At 57.3% G+C, this 19,415-nt stretch carries 17 protein-coding genes; 10 read left to right on the forward strand and 7 right to left on the reverse strand.

Annotated features, from left to right (window positions below):
• Positions 1-23: 23 nt before the first annotated feature.
• The 5 genes from C7476_RS14770 to C7476_RS14795 all read right to left on the reverse strand — a co-directional run bounded on the left by C7476_RS14770 (position 24) and on the right by C7476_RS14795 (position 4,838).
• Entirely contained in the window at positions 24-944 is a 921-nt protein-coding gene (locus tag C7476_RS14770) for an ABC transporter permease (protein ID WP_114430685.1), read from the reverse strand.
• A 1-nt stretch (position 945) separates the two neighbouring features.
• The gene (locus tag C7476_RS14775) at positions 946-1,794 is read right to left on the reverse strand and encodes an ABC transporter permease (RefSeq protein ID WP_114430686.1); all 849 of its coding nucleotides are present in this window, start codon (positions 1,792-1,794) and stop codon (positions 946-948) included.
• Positions 1,794-2,375 carry an ANTAR domain-containing response regulator gene (locus C7476_RS14780; protein WP_114430687.1) on the reverse strand — a complete coding sequence of 194 codons (582 nt, stop codon included), beginning with the start codon at positions 2,373-2,375 and terminating at the stop codon, positions 1,794-1,796. The genes C7476_RS14775 and C7476_RS14780 overlap by 1 nt, the downstream gene beginning before the upstream one ends.
• Positions 2,372-3,505 carry a transporter substrate-binding domain-containing protein gene (locus tag C7476_RS14785; protein ID WP_114430688.1) on the reverse strand — a complete coding sequence of 378 codons (1,134 nt, stop codon included), beginning with the start codon at positions 3,503-3,505 and terminating at the stop codon, positions 2,372-2,374. The genes C7476_RS14780 and C7476_RS14785 overlap by 4 nt, the downstream gene beginning before the upstream one ends.
• 526 nt (positions 3,506-4,031) lie before the next feature.
• Entirely contained in the window at positions 4,032-4,838 is an 807-nt protein-coding gene (locus C7476_RS14795; protein WP_114430690.1) for a class I SAM-dependent methyltransferase, read from the reverse strand.
• Between the two features lie 128 nt (positions 4,839-4,966).
• Here C7476_RS14795 and C7476_RS14800 point away from each other — a divergent pair, with 128 nt between their 5' ends.
• From C7476_RS14800 to C7476_RS14810, 3 genes are read left to right on the forward strand one after another with little or no spacing between them, the layout of a single operon-like run.
• The gene (locus tag C7476_RS14800; RefSeq protein WP_425373992.1) at positions 4,967-6,094 is read left to right on the forward strand and encodes an ABC transporter substrate-binding protein; all 1,128 of its coding nucleotides are present in this window, start codon (positions 4,967-4,969) and stop codon (positions 6,092-6,094) included.
• 3 nt (positions 6,095-6,097) lie between these two features.
• A complete protein-coding gene (locus tag C7476_RS14805; protein WP_114430691.1) occupies positions 6,098-7,165 on the forward strand; it encodes a FecCD family ABC transporter permease in 1,068 nt (355 codons plus the stop codon).
• A complete protein-coding gene (locus C7476_RS14810; RefSeq protein ID WP_114430692.1) occupies positions 7,159-7,914 on the forward strand; it encodes an ABC transporter ATP-binding protein in 756 nt (251 codons plus the stop codon). Before C7476_RS14805 ends, C7476_RS14810 begins: the two co-directional genes overlap by 7 nt.
• Positions 7,915-8,191: 277 nt before the next feature.
• On the opposite strand, the gene C7476_RS14820 is transcribed toward C7476_RS14810, so the two are convergent.
• On the reverse strand, positions 8,192-8,857 hold the full coding sequence (locus C7476_RS14820) for a GntR family transcriptional regulator (protein WP_114430694.1): 666 nt from the start codon (positions 8,855-8,857) through the stop codon (positions 8,192-8,194).
• 258 nt (positions 8,858-9,115) lie between these two features.
• Here C7476_RS14820 and C7476_RS14825 point away from each other — a divergent pair, with 258 nt between their 5' ends.
• From C7476_RS14825 to C7476_RS14835, 3 genes are all read left to right on the forward strand, one after another.
• On the forward strand, positions 9,116-10,549 hold the full coding sequence (locus C7476_RS14825) for a malonyl-CoA decarboxylase (protein WP_114430695.1): 1,434 nt from the start codon (positions 9,116-9,118) through the stop codon (positions 10,547-10,549).
• Complete coding sequence (locus tag C7476_RS14830; protein WP_114430696.1) at positions 10,546-12,072, forward strand: malonate--CoA ligase; 1,527 nt, start codon at positions 10,546-10,548, stop codon at positions 12,070-12,072. Before C7476_RS14825 ends, C7476_RS14830 begins: the two co-directional genes overlap by 4 nt.
• A 116-nt stretch (positions 12,073-12,188) precedes the next feature.
• Positions 12,189-13,541 (forward strand): SLC13 family permease, encoded by a 1,353-nt coding sequence (locus C7476_RS14835; protein ID WP_114430697.1) that lies wholly within the window; start codon positions 12,189-12,191, stop codon positions 13,539-13,541.
• Positions 13,542-13,603: 62 nt separating this feature from the next.
• Here the strand turns inward: C7476_RS14835 and C7476_RS14840 are convergent, their stop codons facing one another.
• Positions 13,604-13,852, reverse strand: a complete 249-nt coding sequence (locus tag C7476_RS14840; protein ID WP_114430698.1) for a hypothetical protein — start codon at positions 13,850-13,852, stop codon at positions 13,604-13,606.
• 409 nt (positions 13,853-14,261) lie between these two features.
• Between C7476_RS14840 and C7476_RS14845 the strand changes: the two genes are divergently transcribed.
• The 4 genes from C7476_RS14845 to C7476_RS14860 are packed head-to-tail and all read left to right on the forward strand — an operon-like array spanning position 14,262 to position 19,391.
• Positions 14,262-15,452 carry an acyltransferase family protein gene (locus tag C7476_RS14845; RefSeq protein WP_114430699.1) on the forward strand — a complete coding sequence of 397 codons (1,191 nt, stop codon included), beginning with the start codon at positions 14,262-14,264 and terminating at the stop codon, positions 15,450-15,452.
• Complete coding sequence (locus tag C7476_RS14850; protein WP_114430700.1) at positions 15,449-16,558, forward strand: glycosyltransferase family 2 protein; 1,110 nt, start codon at positions 15,449-15,451, stop codon at positions 16,556-16,558. Before C7476_RS14845 ends, C7476_RS14850 begins: the two co-directional genes overlap by 4 nt.
• Positions 16,559-16,606: 48 nt before the next feature.
• Positions 16,607-17,599, forward strand: a complete 993-nt coding sequence (locus C7476_RS14855) for a glycosyltransferase family 2 protein (protein WP_181872458.1) — start codon at positions 16,607-16,609, stop codon at positions 17,597-17,599.
• Positions 17,600-17,603: 4 nt separating this feature from the next.
• Positions 17,604-19,391 (forward strand): ABC transporter ATP-binding protein, encoded by a 1,788-nt coding sequence (locus C7476_RS14860; RefSeq protein WP_114430857.1) that lies wholly within the window; start codon positions 17,604-17,606, stop codon positions 19,389-19,391.
• The last annotated feature ends 24 nt before the right edge of the window (positions 19,392-19,415 follow it).

The following is a 19,415-nucleotide window of genomic DNA, read 5'->3' on the forward strand; positions in this document are numbered from 1 at the left end:
TTCCCCTTTTTGGTTGTTGGAATTCAGCGTGCACGAATGCGCGGATCGATAAGCGGTGCAATAATGTCCGCCACGAGATTGCCGAGAACGATGGCGAGCGCCGAAACGAGCGTCACGCCCATGATGATCGGGATGTCGACCTGCTGGATCGCCTGCCAGGCGAGTTGACCGATACCGGGCCATCCGTAAACGGCCTCGACAACCACAACGCCGCCCATGAACTGGCCGATATCGATTCCGATCATCGCAATGATGGGCAGCATCGCATTGGGAAGAGCGTGCCGGAGGATGATACGGGCCGACGACAGGCCTTTGGCCCGCGCGGTCCTGACGTAATCCTGATTGAGAACGTCGATCATGGCCGAGCGCACCATGCGGGCGTACCATCCCGCGCCAAGAATACCGAGTGTCGCCGCCGGCAAAACCACATGGGCTGGCGTGCCGAAACCGCTCATCGGGAACCAGCCAAGTGTCACTGCGAAAACATAAAGAAGAAGCAGGGCAACAACGAATTGGGGAGCGGAAACACCAACAAACGACGCCATCATGACAACCCTGTCGACAGCTCCGCCCCGGCGCAGCGCCGCAATGATGCCAAACGTCAGACCGAGCAAGACTTCGACCAGAATTCCCGCCGCCATCAAAACAAGTGTGGCCGGGATACGGGCCGCTATCAACGAGCCTACATCTGTCTTTTGCGCATAGGAGCGGCCAAGATCGCCCTGTACGATACCCTGCAGATAGGCCCAGAACTGAACAAGGAGTGGTTGGTCGAGACCAAGTTCGCGGCGGATATTGGCAACCGTCTGCGCCGTCGCACTGCGGCCTGCAATCATGCGTGCCGGGTCAGCTGGCAGGGCATAAAGCAGCAGGAAGGTGATTGCCGCCACACCAAGCAAGATCAGAGCGGTTTGCACGAGGCGGCGCAGGATAAGGAGTGCCATATCAGCCACGCCCGCGCTGCGTCGGATCGAGAATGTCGCGCAACGCATCACCGACGAGATTGAATGAAAGTGCCGTCAAAAGGATGATTGCGCCAGGAAAGAACACGAGCCAGGGTGCCGCTTGAAAATAGCTCTGGCTTTCGAAGATGATATTGCCCCAGGACGGCTGCGGCGGCTGCACCCCGATGCCAAGAAATGACAACGTCGCTTCCAGAAGCACCGTTGTCGCTATGCCGAGTGTTCCCCAGACAATGGCTGTCGGCATCAGATGCGGGAGAATGTGCATGAACAGAATACGGAAATGTCCAGCACCGAGCGAACGTTCCGCAAGGATGAAATCCCGTTCAACCAGCCCTCGTGTTTCCGTGTAGACGATGCGCGCCACCTGCACCCAATTCACCAATGCAATAACCATCGCGACGATCCACAGGCTGGGTCGAAGCAGTGCCGCGAGTACGATGGCGAGAAGAAGGGCAGGAAACGCCATCATCAAATCTGTGAAGCGCATGAGCAGCCCGCCAACGAAGCCGCGCAAATACCCGGAGAGAATGCCGATGAACAATCCGATCGCGACGGCGATTCCGTTGGCGACGAGACCGATGACCAAGGAAGTGCGAGCACCGAAAAGCAGCCGCGAAAACAGATCGCGCCCCAACGTATCTGTTCCAAGCAGAAACTGGTCGCTTGGCGGCATGGGAGCCCCTTCAAGCGTCAGCCCGTCGAACATCTGATTGTCAGGACTATAGGGCGCGATAAGGGGCGCTGCGATTGCCATTGCCACAACCACCACAACGACGATGAGCCCGAAAAGCGCTGCCGGCTGGCGCAACATGGCCTTCAGCACCCGCATCAACCGGCCTCCGGCAGGGGATCTGCGCCACCGACGATCGAGGCGGCGACCTGTTCCATCGGAAGCCTTTTCTGCATCGCGCAGTTGCGCAAGATGCTGTAGGCATGCTCTTCGTCGATCTGGCGCGCCGCCATGATTTTCTGTACCGCGGCATGAACCAATGGGCGCAGGCGAATACGCTCTTCGAGGTGCAACAGTCTGTTGCGAACCGCTTCACGCTCCTTGTGGATGCTCACTGCCATAACCAGTGCAGGATAGATCGCAGACGCAGTAATCGGCTTGGATATGATCGTGCAAGAACCGTTTTCCATCGCCCAGGCGATGCGGCCCGGCGCTTCCGATCCGAGCAATGCGACAACCGGCCGGGGTGCACCGGCGCCGCTCCAAGGCAGAAGATCGTTCCATCCCTGATCGGCATCAACCAGAATTACGTCTGGCAGTTCGTCGGCATCGAGCGGTATCCATTGGACTGTCACGTGGAAACCCAACAGCTTCAACTGACGCGTCAGCCGCTCCGTCGTGGCGTCGGAACGATGCAGGACGGTAACCCGCCAACCGGTGAAGTTCGGCGTCTCCTTCATGACACGATCCGCAATTTCGGTGCTGAGCGCCTCCGGCGTCCGGTCAGATAGGGGTCAGCTGCGATTGCAGGCTGCGAGGCGATGATTTCGAAACCATTATCGGCGGTGATGCGGCCGAGATGAAATGGCAGCGCCGCATGATTGGTTTCGCCATCGATGCGAATAGTGCCATGTACTGTCGACAGAGGTGCTCCCGACAATCTGCGGCGAACGATTCGTGGCTCGTCCGTTCCTGCGGCCAGAATGGCCTCGCCGCACATTTTTACAGCCGAATAGGCGCTGGCAAAGAAATTGGAGATGCGCCGCTCCGTCCCGAAGCGCTTTGCGAGGCGCGCCTTGAACGCCAGATTTTCGGGCGAGTTAAGGCTGTCGAAGTACGAAGCTGCCGACAATTGTCCCGTGGCAACGCCGCGACCGACTTCGCCGAGTTCGCATTCCGTCAGATCGCAACTGACAACGGGGCAGTTCTCGGGCTTGAAGGCCGGGTCGCGATCTCCAAGCTGCTTGAAAGCTTTCAGGAAAGCATAGCTTGCCGGACCAATAAGATTACTGAGGACGAAACTTGGCCTGCGCTGTTCGATGTCATTGACGATGCGTTCAACCGCCGTTTCTTCGAACGGCAAATAGCGCTCGCCAAGAATTTCACCCCCTGACTCGTTGATCAGTTCACGCGAGAGCCGATTCATCTCCCAACCCCAGACATAATTGGCGCCGACGAGGTAGGGCCGCTTGCCATAGCGGGGAAGGAGATACTCGAACAGGGGAATAAGATGCTGATTGGGACAGGCGCCGGTATAGATGACGTTCTCATTGGCTTCGAAGCCCTCATAGGGGCACATATACCAAAGCAGACCATCATATTTTTCGACAAGCGGAATGACTTCCTTGCGCGCCAGAGACGTGATCGTTCCAACGATGTGACGGCAACCGGAATCGCGCAGCATTGCACGAGCGCCTTCGAGATATTCCGGGATTATGCCATGCGGATCGATGAAAATTGGCTGGATCGAATCGCCATGCCCAGCGCCCAACTCTTCGATCGCAAATTCGGCACCGTCGCGGGATTCACGCCCCATCGCGCCATAGGGTCCCGTAGTCGAATAAAGAATGCCGATTCTCACCGCGTCCATTAACCTGCCAATACGAAAAACCCCACGACGCTTGCTCCCGTCCAAGACGGGGCGTCATGGGGCGAAACTGCCCGTCGACCATCGAAAGTCATGTGATTGCAGAAGCTATGCACAATCTGCAGGCACGATTAAAATACGGGCAGGCAATTGTTGTCAAGTGGGAATCGACCAGTGCCCGGGCTTGGTGCATCGACACCGAAAACCGCTCACAGAGTTTAGAGCGACAGCTGATATTAGCGCGGTTTCAGTCAAACCGGATGCTCACGATACCCGTCAAACATAATTCCGATCGCACATACCGGATCCCGAAGCCGAAGTCGAAGTTCGAGGCGACAATACTGGGCAGCGGATGAGTCGTGACGGCTGTTTCTCAGAGCTGGCGTCAACATCCTAAGCGGATCCGGTTCCAGAGGAGCCGTTATGCGATTCGGGATCACATACCGAGGCTATCGAAGTGCCCCTGCAAGTGCGGTGCTCTGAATGACTTTCGTCAGCCGTTGTTCGAGCACCAATGCTTCGCATTCGCCTAGAATGGCTTGTCCGCTCGAATGGCATATCGGTGCTGGGTGGCCCGGGCCAACCCTTTAAGGATGTTCCAGTGCCTGGCCTGCGTGTGGTGAATTTCGCTCAGATCGATATCTATGACGATATTTTCGAACCCGGCCGCAGCCAGCAGGCGGGCGACAGTTTCGGCGCGTGCACCGTTTGAGAAATAGATCCTCGAAATGATGTTGCGATGCGTTTCCATCATGCCGGGCGGAGCATTCAGCGGGTCCCTCTTCAAAAGTCTGCAACGCTGCCCCCATCCGGCGAGCGTCATCAATGCTCGCTCAAACATCGTCGTGTTGACGAAATCGCCGTCGATCACCAGCAGTGTGCCGCCGGGTTTTAGAACCCGCAGCCATTCTACAAAGGCACTTGCCGGATCCACCAGCGTCCAGACCAGGTGCCGGTTAATGATCGCGTCATAATGATCGTCCGGTTCCATGGTGTTCTCGGCGTCGGCCATGCGGAAGGTGATGTTTCGGGTGCGGATTTTCGCTTTGTTGCGGGCGCGCTCCAACATCGGTTCGGCCCAATCTAATCCGGTCACCTTGAAGCCGAGATCGTCCATCAGATGCGAGACTACGCCGGTACCGCTGGCAAGGTCCAGCGCCGAGCGGCCATTGCCCCTGCCGAGATGCTTGACGACCAGCCGATGCCATGCGGCGCGTTCTGCATCGGAGAAAATCTCGTGTCCAGGCGATTGATCGAACGTTGCCGCCCGCGCCGACCAGTAGGCTTTAATTTCCTCGCGCAGGTCATAGTTCGAGAGACGGGGGTTATCGGTCATGGATGGCCGCCTTGCATTGCAGTTTGCCTTTTAATTTCTGGAAAGCTTCTAAAAGATAAATCTTGACTGTCAATGTCATGATACCTACCAAGCCCACAGTTTCTCGAGTGGAGTAGGAAATGATGGGTATGATCGGTAGGGCGGCCCTGATCGTCGTGGGTTTCGGCGCGATGTTTTCCAGCACCGCGCTGGCCGGTGAAAAGGTCATTATTAAAGATATAACCGGCCGTGACGTTGCGGTCAGCGTCCCGGTCGAGAATGTCATTCTCGGTGAAGGCAGGCAGATCTATTTTGTCGCCGCGCTGGACCGGGATGCGCCCTTCAAGCGCGTCGTGGGCTGGCGGGATGATTTGTCGAAGGCCGATCCGGAAAGCTATGCTGCCTACCTCGCCAAATATCCGGACATCGCAAAACTGCCGACCTTCGGTGGCATGAAGGACGGCACCTTCGACATCGAACAGGCGGTTTCACTGAAGCCCGACGTCATCATCATGAACCTTGATGCAAAGACCTCGACCGAAGAGTCCGGCTATATCGAAAAGCTCGGCAAGGTCGGTATCCCGCTCGTCTATATCGACTTCCGCGAAAAACCGATGGAAAACACCGAAGCCAGTATGCGAATCATGGGCAAGCTGCTTGGTGAGGAAACCAAGGCCGAGGACTTCATCAAGTTTCGCGCCGACAGCATCGCCAAGGTCACGAACGTGCTTGCCAAGACCGACCTTGTTCGACCGGTCGTCTTCATCGAACGCGCCGGAGGCTTTTCCGACGATTGCTGCATGTCGTTCGGCAATGAGAATTTCGGCAAGATGGTTGAAATTGCCGGCGGCACGAATATGGCCAAGGACATCATACCTGGCACGTTTGGTGCGGTAAATCCGGAACAGATTATCGCCTCCAATCCCGATCAGATCATAATCACCGGTGGCAATTGGCAGGGTTATGTTCCAGGTGGCAACTGGGTCGGCGTCGGCTACGGTGCTGATCTCAAGCAAGCACACCGCAAGCTTGTGAACCTGACCAAGCGCCCGGCATTCACCGGCGTCAAGGCGGTCAAGGACGGCAATGTCCACGCCATCTGGCACCAGTTCTACAATAACCCGTATCAGTTCGTGGCGATCCAGGAGATTGCCAAATGGCTGCATCCGGAACTGTTCAAAAATCTCGATCCGGAAGCCACTTTCAAGGAGCTGCATGCGCGCTTCCTGCCGCTGGATTACATGCCCGGCTATTTCGTCTCCCTGAGCGGCGAATAACCGATGGCCATTGTCGCCGAACAGCGCGAAACGACAACAGGGGGAGCCCAATACCGCGCCCTGGCTTTTCGCCGGATCGTCCTAATCTGCGGTATGGTGGCGGCGCTATTCTTCAGCGTCTCTATCGACATGGCACTGGGGCCGGCGAATTACAGTTTGAAAGAAGTGCTGATCTGCCTGTTCTATCCCGGTTCGGTCAGCGATCAGCTTCGCGTCGTCATCTGGGATATCCGGATGCCGATCGCACTGATGGCCGTGACTGTCGGCGCGTCGCTGTCGGTTGCTGGCGCGCAGATGCAGACTATTCTCGCCAATCCGCTGGCAAGCCCTTTTACGCTTGGTATTTCCGCTGCCGCCGGATTTGGCGCGGCGCTTGGACTTGTTGGCGGGGTGGCGCTCTTTCCGACGGCCGTTCAGTTCATGATCCCTATCAATGCCTTCCTAATGGCGATGGCAGCGGCTTTGTTCATTCACTTCGCCTCGACCATGCGCGGTGTTACGGTCGAAACCATCGTGCTGCTCGGCATCGCACTGGTCTTCACCTTCAATGCGCTTTTGTCACTCCTCGAATATCTCGCCTCGGAACAGGCGCTGGCAGCGGTCGTTTTTTGGACCATGGGCAGCCTCACCAAAGCTACCTGGCCGAAGGTGTATATTACTGGCGCAGTACTTCTATTCGCTCTTCCAGTATTTGCACGGCAGGCTTGGGCGCTGACCGCGTTACGGCTGGGTGAAGACAAGGCGGCAAGCCTTGGAATTGATGTACGTGGACTGCGGCTGAAGACAATGATGACAGTTAGCCTGCTTGCAGCTATTCCGGTCTCCTTTGTTGGCACCATTGGTTTCGTCGGCCTGGTCGGCCCGCATATCGCCCGTATGCTGGTGGGTGAAGACCAGCGGTTTTTCCTGCCGGCGTCTGTGCTTTGTGGCGCGTTGCTTCTGTCGGCCACATCTGTCGTGTCAAAGACACTCATTCCTGGCGCCATCCTGCCGATCGGGGTAATTACCGCGCTGGTAGGCGTACCCTTCTTCTTCATTCTGATTTTCACCAATCGGAGGCGGGCTTGGTAGGTCTGACACTCAAGGGCGTCGGCGCCAAATACGGTAAGCACGTCGTGCTGTCGGACGTCGATACCGATGTGCTGCATGGCGGCGTTATCACCGCCGTCATCGGTCCGAATGCCGCGGGCAAATCCACCTTGTTCAAGCGCATCGCCGGGCTCGCTTCAGGGCCGGGAACGGTTGTCCTGTCTGATACACTGAAAGGTCCGGAAACCATCTGCTACCTGCCGCAGGACACTGGCGCCAATTCTGTCCTGACGGTCTATGAATCCGTGCTGCTCGCCAGCAAGCAAGGCTCAAGCTGGAACGTGCGCGATAGCGAGCTTCTGGAAATTGACCGCGTCCTGCAGTCCCTGCGGATCGACGACCTTGCCTTTCGCGGCCTTGACGAGCTTTCCGGCGGGCAGCGCCAGCTGGTCTCGATTGCCCAGGCGCTTGTCCGCAAGCCCGAAATCTTGCTGATGGACGAGCCCACCTCGGCGCTCGACCTCTTTCGGCAGATCGAAGTGCTGGGCTTCATGCGGTCGTTGGCCGGAAAGTCCGGTATGTCGGTGCTGATTGCCCTGCATGACCTCAATCACGCGCTGCGCTATTGCGAAAACACCATCGTCATCGCCAAGGGCGCGATGGTGGCCAGCGGCCTGACCCGCGATGTGATCACCGGTTCCATGCTGCGCGATATCTACCGGGTCGAGGCGCGGGTAGAGGCGTGCTCGCATGGTAAGCCGGTCGTCATCGTCGACCACTCCATCCTTTAGGGAAATCAAAATCAATCTTCCGCAACCTGCAGCCTTCGGTCAGCGGCATGGAAGAGTCCGTTACCATACATTTCCAGCGTTTGGGTATGAAGAGCGTTCCAACGCCCTGGGCGGGCGATGACAAAATCTACCGCCGGCATTTTGCCTGGCGCAGTAAAATCCAGCGATTGGTAGGCTGTCCTCTTTTCCGAGGATAGCCGAAGATGTTTGTCGTGGAGAGTTACGCCCTGCCCCTGGTGGAAAAATATAGATTTGAGGCCGGGGCCAACGCTTGTCACTAGCCTGCGCGCGCTTCGCGCTGCGCCAGCGTTGCAACCAAATCACTGAAGCGATCACCCTGCACGGCGATATGTTGCCTAAGCAGGGTACGGGCCCGTTCCGCCTCTCCGGAAAGGATGGCTTCGACGATTCCCGCATGCTCGCTGTATGACGTTTTCATACGATTGCGCACCCGAAGCTGGAGGCGGCGATAAGGGCGCAGGCGGCGATGCAGCGCGCTACACTGCTCGATCAGAAAGCTGCTATGGCTCGCGATGTAAATGGCCCGATGAAACAGCTCATTGTCATAGTAATAGGCGTCCGCATCATCGGCGTTGGCGGATTGTTCGCATCGGCCGTGAGCGGCAAGCAGTTCGGTCCGGTCCGCGTCCGTATGGCGGCGTGCGGCGAGGGACCCGGCCATTCCTTCCAATTCCGCCATCACCTCGAACATTTCATAGATCCGGTGCGGTCCGGGCTCGACAACGACGGCACCGCGCCGAGGACGAATCTCGATCAGGCCGATGGCGCTGAGCTGCATCAACGCTTCGCGGACGGGCGTTCGCGACACGCCGAATTGCTTCGCCAACTGCATCTCATCCAGTCTGTCTCCTGGGGCGAACTGATTGGTGAGAATACCGTTTTCGATGTCATCCCGCAGTTTTTGTACGATGTTTTCGGTCATGATCCCTCGTCAAATGCAATACGTCCATTCTTGTATACAAAATAGTTGACTCTGCACACAAGATGGGTAAAACATTATATATCATTCCAGAGCATGGATTGGAACAAACGAATGACCAATGACCGGGCTATGCAAATGCTGTCACATTATCCCGTTTACAAATAGCAGGGCCCGAGCAGCGCCGGAGGGCGTTCGGGAGAATGTGGATGCAACATATCTACTTTGGTAATCAAGAATCCTGCGGATCGGAGTCATACAATGACGGGTACGACCTTCTTCAGCGATATGGTGCAGACAATAACGGAGCGGGGCCGGAAGCTGTGGGCCTTCGCCCCGCGTGAGGAGCGCCTCTCCCATGGCATTTCGGGCCTCGAAGGCCTGTGTGAAAAACTGCTATCGAGCCGCGGCGAAGCGTCCGGCATGGCGCTGGCGGCAGAAATCCTGCAGCAGTGGTCGCGCTTGAGCGATGAAGACCAGCGCAAGTTCATGGTTCTGCTGTTCGACACGTTCGGAGCGGATTCAAAAAGGCTCGACGCAGCGATTGAGACCTATCGCGCCGCGCGGACCCCACGCGCGGTGCTTGAACTTCATCAGGCGGCCGAACCGCGCCGGCAGGAGCTGATCCGGCGCCTCAATCTCGCGCCCAACGGCATATCCACGCTTGTTGGCATGCGTGAGCGGCTATTGAGCCTTAAGGCCGATACGGCAGATCTTGAATCCGTCGATGCCGACTTCGCCCACCTCTTTGCCTCCTGGTTCAACCGTGGTTTTCTGATCCTGCGCCCTATTGATTGGTCGACACCCGCCCATATCCTGGAAAAGATCATTCGCTACGAGGCGGTGCATGAGATCGGCAACTGGGATGAATTGCGCCGGCGGCTTGCGCCTGCCGACCGGAGGTGTTTCGCCTTTTTTCATCCGCAGCTCGCGGATGACCCGCTCATCTTTGTGGAAGTGGCGCTGACGAAGGCCATTCCCGCGACCATCACCGACGTCCTCGATGAGACGCGCGCGCCCATTCAGGCACAGGATGCGAGAACCGCCGTTTTCTATTCTATTTCAAACTGTCAGGCGGGCCTGCGCGGCATCTCCTTTGGCAATTTCCTCATCAAGCAGGTGGTGGAAGATTTGCGCCGGGACCTTCCCAAGCTGGATACATTCGTCACACTCTCACCGGTTCCGGGATTTTCTGGCTGGCTGACACGTGAACGACGCAAGGAACACTCGGATACACTGAGTGCGGCCGATCAGGCCGCCCTGGCCGCGCTGGACGATGCCGAATGGGCAAATGATCCGCTAAGGTCAGCGGCCGTGAAGACTATATTGATGCCCGCCGCCGCGTCGTATTTCCTCAAAGGGCGCACAGCAGATGGACGTCCGATCGACCCCGTTGCCCGTTTTCACCTTGGCAATGGTGCGCGGCTGGAGCGGATGAATTTTCTTGGCGACACGTCAAGCCGTGCGATGCGGCAGGCGCACGGTCTCATGGTCAATTACCTCTACAAACTCGACGACATCGAAACCAATCACGAAGCATTTGCCCAGCGCAACGAGATCGTGGCCGCACCGGCCGTCAAGAAATTGCTGCGCGGCGACAGGCCGGCCCGCAGCCTTGCTTCTGCGAAGGGGGCGAACACGAAAGACAAACAGCCGCCCAAGAACAAGGCGAACAGCAAGGAATTGAGTTCATGAGCAATCATCTGTTTGACGCCATTCGTCGTTCAATCGCTGCCGATGACGCCGTTTTCATCGAAACCGCAGAGGGTCGCTGGACCTATGGCGACATGGTTGAGTGGTCGGGCCGGATCGCAGGCGCCATCGATACGCTTGGCGTCAGACCCGGCGATCGCGTTGCCGTTCAGGTGGAAAAGAGCGCTGAGGCGCTGATGCTTTACCTGGCCTGTATCCGCTGCGGGGCTGTGTATCTGCCTCTGAATACGGCCTACACACTGGCAGAGCTTGATTATTTCATCAGTGACGCCGAGCCGCGCCTTATCGTGACCGACCCCAAGGCTGCAGACGGCATCAAGACGATCGCGTCCAAATATGGGGCGCTTGTCGAAACACTGGATGAACGCGGCGGCGGATCGTTGGTCGAGCTCGCAAATGATGAGACACCGGATTTTGTTGAAGCTGCCAGAATGGCCGATGATCTTGCCGCTATCCTTTATACCTCCGGCACAACCGGCCGGTCGAAAGGCGCGATGCTTACCCATGCGAACCTGTTATCGAATGCCTTGACCCTAAGGGATTGCTGGCGCTTTACACCGGACGACCGGCTGATCCATGCACTGCCCATCTTTCACACCCATGGACTTTTCGTTGCCACGAATGTCATTTTAACTTCCGGCGCATCGATGTTTCTTTTGCCGAAGTTCGATCCAGCGCAAATCCTGGCATTGATGCCGCGTGCTACAACCTTAATGGGTGTTCCAACCTTCTATGTCCGCTTGCTCCAGCATGAAGGGCTGAACCGTCAGGTCGTGGCCAATATGAGGCTGTTTATTTCCGGCTCGGCACCGCTTCTGGCCGATACCCATCGCGCGTTTCAAGAACGCACCGGCCACGCCATCCTCGAGCGCTACGGCATGACGGAAACCAACATGAACACTTCCAATCCCTATGACGGTGAGCGGATGGCCGGGACCGTCGGCTTCCCGCTTCCAGGTGTCACATTGCGCATTAGCGAACCCGAAACCGGCGAGATCCTAGAGCAAGATGAGACCGGCATGATTGAAGTGAAGGGGCCGAATGTCTTCAAAGGCTATTGGCGCATGCCGGAAAAGACAAAAGCAGAATTCCGCGACGATGGTTTCTTCCTCACGGGGGATCTCGGCAAAATAGACCCGCAAGGCTATGTCCACATCATCGGCCGCGGCAAGGATCTGGTGATTTCCGGCGGCTACAACATCTATCCAAAGGAAGTCGAGAGCGAGATCGACCAGCTTCCCGGCGTTGTCGAATGCGCGGTCATAGGCGTGACGCATCCTGATTTTGGCGAAGGGGTTACTGCCATCGTGGTCAAACAGCCCGGGTCAAGCCTTGATGAACGGGCTATTCGAGATGCACTTGGGGATCGTCTTGCACGTTACAAGCAGCCAAAACAGATCATCTTTGTTGACGACCTGCCGCGCAACACAATGGGCAAGGTACAGAAAAACGTCCTGCGCGAGCGGTATTGCAATCTTTATACCGCTCGCGCAGGCGATGATTGAAGCGAGCAAGGTTGCCATCGGGAGGATGACCGCCGCGAACGAGGCGTAAGGCTCACGCCACGTCCATGAGGAAGAGACGGCCGTCTCTGGCGCGCCGTAGAGGGAGGATTATTGCCGTGAATATCGAGATTTTATCCATTCTTGTGCTGATTGGCATGTTCGTTATCGCAACCCTGCTGCCCATCAATATGGGTGCGCTGGCGTTTGCGGCAGCCTTCATCGTCGGTTCCCTGATCATGGGACTGTCACCCAATGATATCTTCGCCGGTTTCCCCAGCGATCTTTTTTTGACGCTCGTCGGTATTACCTACCTGTTTGCAATCGCCCAAAATAACGGAACGATTGACTGGCTGGTCGAGAAGGCCGTCCAGCTGGTGCGCGGACATATGGCGCTCATACCCTGGGTCATGTTCCTGGTCGCAGCGATCATTACAGGCTTTGGAGCACTCGGTCCGGCGGCCGTCGCTATTCTCGCTCCGGTCGCCTTGCGTTTTGCCGCGCAATACCGCATCAGCGCGGTCATGATGGGACTGATGGTCATCCACGGCGCCCAGGGAGGTGGTTTTTCGCCAATCAGCGTCTATGGTGGCATCACCAACCAGATCGTCGAGAAGGCGGGCTTGCCCTATGGCCCGACATCGCTGTTTCTCTCGAGCCTCTTCTTCAACCTAGCCATCGCCATTGTCGTGTTCTTCGTCTTCGGCGGCTGGAAGAGCCTGCGTGAGCAGGCCGCCGCGTCGGGGCCGGATCCGGACACGCACCTGGCGGGAGCATCGCGCGCAATCGTCGGCCATGGCGGCACGCCGGCCTCTCCAGCCTATCACCGCAGCGACGTTTCACCTTCCGGCGCGCACATTCCGTCTAGCGAAGGTCTGACCCGCGAACGGCTGCTGACGTTGATCGGTCTGACAGCGCTTGCCATCGGTGCCCTCGTCTTCAAATTCAACGTGGGCCTTGTCGCCATCACCGTCGCCGTCGCCCTGGCCCTGCTGTCGCCTAAAACGCAAAAAGCTGCGATCGACAAGGTCAGCTGGTCAACCGTGTTGTTGATCGCCGGCATCATCACCTATGTCGGTGTACTGCAGAAAGCCGGTACGGTGGACTATGTGGCATCCGGCATCTCTGGTCTCGGCATGCCGCTTCTGGCCGCCCTGCTCCTGTGTTTCACCGGCGCGATCGTTTCGGCCTTCGCCTCATCGACCGCACTGCTGGGCGCGATCATTCCGCTGGCCGTCCCCTTTCTCATGCAGGGACACATCAGCGCCATCGGTGTTGTTGCCGCCATCGCGATCTCGACCACAATCGTCGATACAAGCCCGTTTTCGACCAACGGCGCACTTGTGGTGGCAAATGCACCTGAAGCCGAGCGCGATGATGTCCTGCGCAAGCTGCTCATCTATAGTGCATTGATTGCTATCATTGGCCCCGTTGTCGCCTGGCTCGTTCTTGTCGTCCCGGGCACTATCTGACCATAGACACGGGCAAAATGGCGCGGGCGGTCCCCTTCCGCGCCTCACCTGTTGCAAAACGTCTAGGTGTAACCGTCGATCGCCGGGGCGCCACCGAAAAGGCTTAACACATTCTCCAATGCCAGATGCGTTCCGTTGAGCACGCTGACAACAGCTGATTTTTGACAATTTTCGATTGGTTCCACGAATTCCACAATCGCAGCAACGGCGGCAAATAGAACTTTGATTCGATTGGGCATTTTGGTCCATTTACGACGTGCAACCAAGGTCACAACCCAACGCGGACCCGCGCCATGTACCCGAAGAGGCATTATGCGCCTTCAAGGTCTAGAAAGTGCGTCCCCTACCGATCTCGTTGGCGGAAGGACCTGATTCGTCGCAGATTATTGCGTCGAACTTCGATTGGACCGCGCCGGACTTATGCCGGACCGTAGTCAGACCAAAGTCTGATTACGGTGCGACCAATGTTTGCTATGGAAAGATTTGGGAGGCAGGCAGCACCTTGCTCTTTGTGCCACGTGCCAAATACGAGCTGCCCCAATGTTCTGTGCCGAATGAAGCTTTGGTACGTCGCGGCTGATTTTTTTAGTGGGGTGATCACGCCCCGAGAGCTTGTTTGTTGGGTCAACGAGGGAGGCCACTCGGCAAGAACCGTCGCTGGTTGGAGGGTTGGCGCGGTCCCAGGAGATTGCCGGCATAGCTGAACGCTGAAGGATCCCGATGTCGAATGTGCGTTATCGGCAGTTGGACGGTCTGAGAGCCGTTGCCGTCGCCATGGTATTGTATGCGCATTTTTTTGCTGCCGATGGCTCCTATTGGGGCCACGTCGGGGTGCGCCTGTTCTTCGTGCTGAGCGGGTTCCTGATTACGCGGCTTCTCCTGGAAGCGCGCTCCGCCGCAGAATTCGAACCCGTTGCGGCAATCAAGTCGTTTTACATTCGCCGGGCATTGCGCATTTTTCCCCCATATTTTGGCATGTTGGGCTTCGTCTGGCTGGCGGGCCTGGAGGAATCCAAACGCGTGCTGGCCTGGCATGCGTTTTACCTTTCGAATTTCTGGTATGCCCTTCGCGATGAGTGGACGCCGTGGATCTTATGTCACACCTGGAGTCTGAGTATCGAAGAGCAGTTCTACATCATCTGGCCGTTGATTATTCTGTTGGCACCGCGTCGTTCGATCGAACGGATTTGTATTGGCGTCATCCTCTTTTCGTTAGCATTTCGCTTCTACTGGCCTGTTACGGGAACGCCTTCTCTCGCGCGTGATCTGCTTCCTCCGGCATCGATGGACGCACTGGCATCCGGTGCATTGCTCGCAGCGTGGCAATCGAGGACCGCACCCTTGCCCCGATGGATGTCGATGAGCTCGGTGCCGCTCGCGGCTGCCTTTCTCATTTTGTTGTGGCTGAGACCGATGCCGATGCCCATGACGCTGGATTGGGCACGCTGGATCGGTCTTGAGGTTCTTCCTCTCGTCCCGCTGGTGATAATTGTGAGCTGCTGTTCGGCAGGATTGGGCGGCTATCTGGGCCGGTTGGCTGAATGCCGGCCACTGACTGCCCTTGGTCGCATCAGCTACGGCGTTTACCTTTTTCACGCGATCGTTCTTGCGTTGATCGTCAAGGCTCAGCCCTGGATACCCGTTAATGTCTCGGAGCAAGGATTTGGCCGGCTCCTCATTGCAGGTGCCGGCACACTGACGCTCGCTTCGATCTCATGGCTGGTCCTGGAAAAGCGGATCAACGCACTAAAAGATTTCTTCCCCTACGTGGTTCCAAAAGAGCGCAGCTCCGCTCAAGGGCTATATGGGACGAAAGACCCGGGGAGTCCCGCTTATCTGCACCATCATTCGGTGACAACGACGTTCTCCCAAACCCTCAATCGTCAACGAACTGGCCCCGGTGAACCATGACGCGCACTCCACTCGTCTCCGTCCTGTTACCTGTCTATAACGGCGAACCCTACCTCGCCGCGGCGCTCGCCAGTATTCTACGTCAGGACCACGAGCGTCTGGAGGTCATCGCGATCGATGACGGCTCAACGGATGGCTCCTTGCAGATTCTGCAGCGATACCAGAAGGCCGACGGTCGTATATCCATCGTCTCACGAGAGAACCGTGGACTCATCGCGACCTTGAACGAGGGCCTGGTTCTGGCCAAGGGTGACCTTGTCGCCCGGATGGATGCCGATGACGTCTGCTACACGACTCGTCTGTCGCGGCAAGTCTCGGTGTTTAAGGAGCAACCGCACCTGGCAATCTGCGGTACGGCTATCGACACGCTCATCGGCGACCGTATCGTGCGGGGCTCGCTTGATCCGCTCTACCAATGGGCGAGTTTGGGGATATTATCGAAGTTCTTTACAATCTTCATGCACTCGACCGTGGTCTACAACAGACAAGTTATCCCGGCTGAGATGCTGTTCTATGACGCCCGCTATGTGCACGCCGAAGATTTCGATCTTTTCAGACGGATTACGGATCGCTTTTCAGCGGCAATGATCGGTGAAAGTTTGGTCGCCTACCGTATCCACGGCGAAAGCGTCACAAACAAACACAAGCGACAAATGCGCAAGACGCATCTGAAAATCGTCGCTGAGAATCTCGAGCGAGAAGGTTTGGTCGATAGTTCTGATGTTTTCGACGACATCGCCGACGCCGTGACGACGAAAAGTGTTCAGCAGGTTGCGGAATGTATCCTGGGGCTCGAAAAGAAGATCTCGACACAACCCGCGGCGACACGGCCAAGTTATGAAGAAGGCACATTGAACCTCTTCTACTTTCTCTATCAGCTCATCAGCGATGAACAGCGACCGGAGTTCACGCATGAGTTCTTAACCCGAACGCAAAAATGGGGGCTCATCCGGCGCCGCGAACGATATAGTCTTCTCCCCGGTGCCTACATGCCGTGGTTCAGTGGCATTTCAATTGCCGCCAACAAGCGCGTCGACGCATTATCCCGGTATTTGCAGTCCGTACCCGCTGCGACCGTCCTTCCCCGTTCTGACCTGATCGGCTGAGCTAGAATGGATACCGAACTCCACCAGACCGCCCCACACAGCTTCAAGATGGCGCATGCCCTGTCAACAACAGCTACGCCGGAGTCAGAAAAACCGGTGCATGCGAGTTTCATTGTGTGTACGCGAAACCGTGCCGCGGCACTTGCGGCCTGTATTAGATCAATCGAGGCGGCGTGCCGGTCTCATGCTGCCTTTACGAGCGAACTCGTCGTTGTCGACAACGGCTCGACGGACAGCACGCGAGAATACGTGACCGGCGTGGCCGCGACCTCGGACATCGCAATCACCCTGCTATCGGAAGCCCGTCCGGGCTTAGCCGCAGCACGCAACGCCGGGCTGCGGCACGCGCGGGGCAATATCGTTATTTTCATCGACGACGATTGCGTAGTTCATCGTGGCTATCTCATTGACCTGGAACGTCACTATGCGACCGGTGAACCTTTGGTCATCCGCGGTGGACGCGTTGAGCTCGGCAACGCCAATGACTTACCGTTCACGATCAAGCGGTCGCCGACGCGCGCGCGGCTTACACGCGATGTCCATCCCGGCGGCTTCGTGGTGGGCTGCAACATGACGATGCATCGCGATGTCGCGGCCCGTATCGGCCGTTTCGACGAGCTGCTCGGCGCGGGTGCACCGCTGCGGGCCGCAGAGGACACCGACTACCTGATACGCGCATTTCAGCTCAACGTCCCTGTCGAGTACGTGCCTGACATGACTGTCTACCACCACCACGGACGAAGCTCTCGCCAGGATGTCGAAAGGCTCCACCGAAATTACAGCTTGGGCAACGGGGGGCTTTACGTGAAGCATATCCGATGCGCGCCATGGCTGCTTCGTCACTTCTTCTGGTCCGTGAGGTCGGCTTGCAGGGAGCTTTTCGGCGGCCCTCAATTCGACCCTGATCTGCACCTGTCGCACTGGCCAATTGTGTTCATGAATTTGCTTGGCGCTGCCGCGTTCGCCGGTCTTCGTTTGACAAAACCGTGGCGTCGCCGCGAGGTGCGCCAAGACAAACAGGCAACTCTTGAGCTAAGGTGACATGATGTTGCAATTCGTATTGCCAGGCACGCGGATGCTCCGAGACGCGCTGGGGCGCCAACTGCCCCTGCTTTCGGCTGTGGTCATCCTCGGTTTGAGCAGCGCTGCGCTCGAAGGCGCCGGTATCGGTCTCGTCATTCCCATGCTGAGCATCATTGCCGGCCACGAGAATGACACGGGGATGGGCGGCCTCTCTGCTGTCTTCCAACAAGTCGGATCGGGGTTGGATGATGGAGAACGGCTCGTTGTCATCGCGGTGATCGTCCTCGCCTTGATCACGCTGAAGAACATTTTGGCATTTTCAAACACGGTGCTCACGACCTACATCTACGGTAAAGCCAGCCATTCCATTCGAAGCGCGCTCTCACAGCAGCTCCTGAGCATAGGATACCCTTTCTTCCTGCAACAGAGTCCCGGGCGACTGCTGAATATCATCTCCAACGAGTCGTGGCGGGCTTCAGATGCCATCCAGACCGTCCTCGCGTCGATTGTGAGCGCGTCGGCGGCGATCATTCTGCTGGGGTTCCTTCTGCTTCTGTCCTGGCCGATGACAGTGTTCGTGGCGCTGGGTCTGGCGCTGGTCCAACTTGCGCATGCCGTTCTTTCCGCCAGTCTGAAAGACCCGAGCCGTAGCGTCACATCGCTCAATAGCGAACTTGCATCCAGAATGCTCCACCTCGTGCATGCCGGGCGGCTGATCCGTATCTTTGGGCAGGAGCGGCGTGAAAAGGCGGTGTTCGACAAAGCATCGGACGCCGTTCGCCGGGCCGGCTTCGTTCTCCAAACCCGCCAGGGGGCACTGCCGCCGCTGACCGAGGTCCTGCATGCTATGCTTTTCCTGGCAGTGGTCGTGGTCGCATGGTTCGCGAACGTGAGTTTTCCGGTCATCGTCGCATTCATCGTCCTGCTCTACCGCCTGCAGCCACATATGCGTGCCCTGCAATTGTCATGGAGCCAGATCCAGGGTTGGAGCGGTTCACTGGAAGAAGTGAGATGGTTGCTCGATTCATCAGACAAGCCAGAACCTCCATCGGGCACGCAGCCCGCCCAAGGCATACGTCAACGGATGCAATTCGACGGCGTGACCTTTAAATACCCTGGTTCAGGTTCCCGCGCCGCGGTGTTGCATTCCGCGACCTTCGAAATCCGCAGCGGTTGCTCGACAGCAATCATCGGGCGATCAGGTGCAGGCAAAACCACTGTCGTAAACCTTTTATGCAGATTTGTGGAGCCGGATGAGGGGCATATCATCGTTGATGGCGTGCCCTTGAGCCAGATCGATCCGATGCAATGGCGAAGCCAGATTGCGTTGGCCAGCCAGGACCTGGAACTTGTGGACGGTACGATTTTAGAGAACATCACCTACGGGCAAGACCTGGCGACAGCCGCAGAAGCGGAGGGCGCAGCGAAATTGGCCGAGGCACACGAGTTTATAGAAAACCTGCCTTATGGATACCAGACGATCGTTGGCTACAGAGGCGTCAATCTGTCTGCCGGACAACGGCAGCGCATTGCATTGGCAAGAGCAATGGTGCGCGACCCCGAAATACTGATTCTGGACGAAGCAACAAATGCTGTGGACGGTCTTTCGGAAGCGGCAATCGTCGAGACGCTGAAGTCGAGGGCAGGACGGCGTACAACGATCGTGATCAGTCATCATCGGAGCACCATTGCATTTTGCGATGATGTTGTGGTCCTCAGCGGGGGTCGCGTGAAAACCCAGGCTCCATTTGCCGAAGTAGCCTCGCTGAGTATGGACCAACTCTATGAGCATGAGCATCGAAAGGTCTGACGCGCTCAATTCGCCGTCTTTTCT

It is taken from the genome of Phyllobacterium bourgognense (genome assembly GCF_003337575.1).
In the GTDB taxonomy this organism is placed as follows: domain Bacteria; phylum Pseudomonadota; class Alphaproteobacteria; order Rhizobiales; family Rhizobiaceae; genus Phyllobacterium; species Phyllobacterium bourgognense.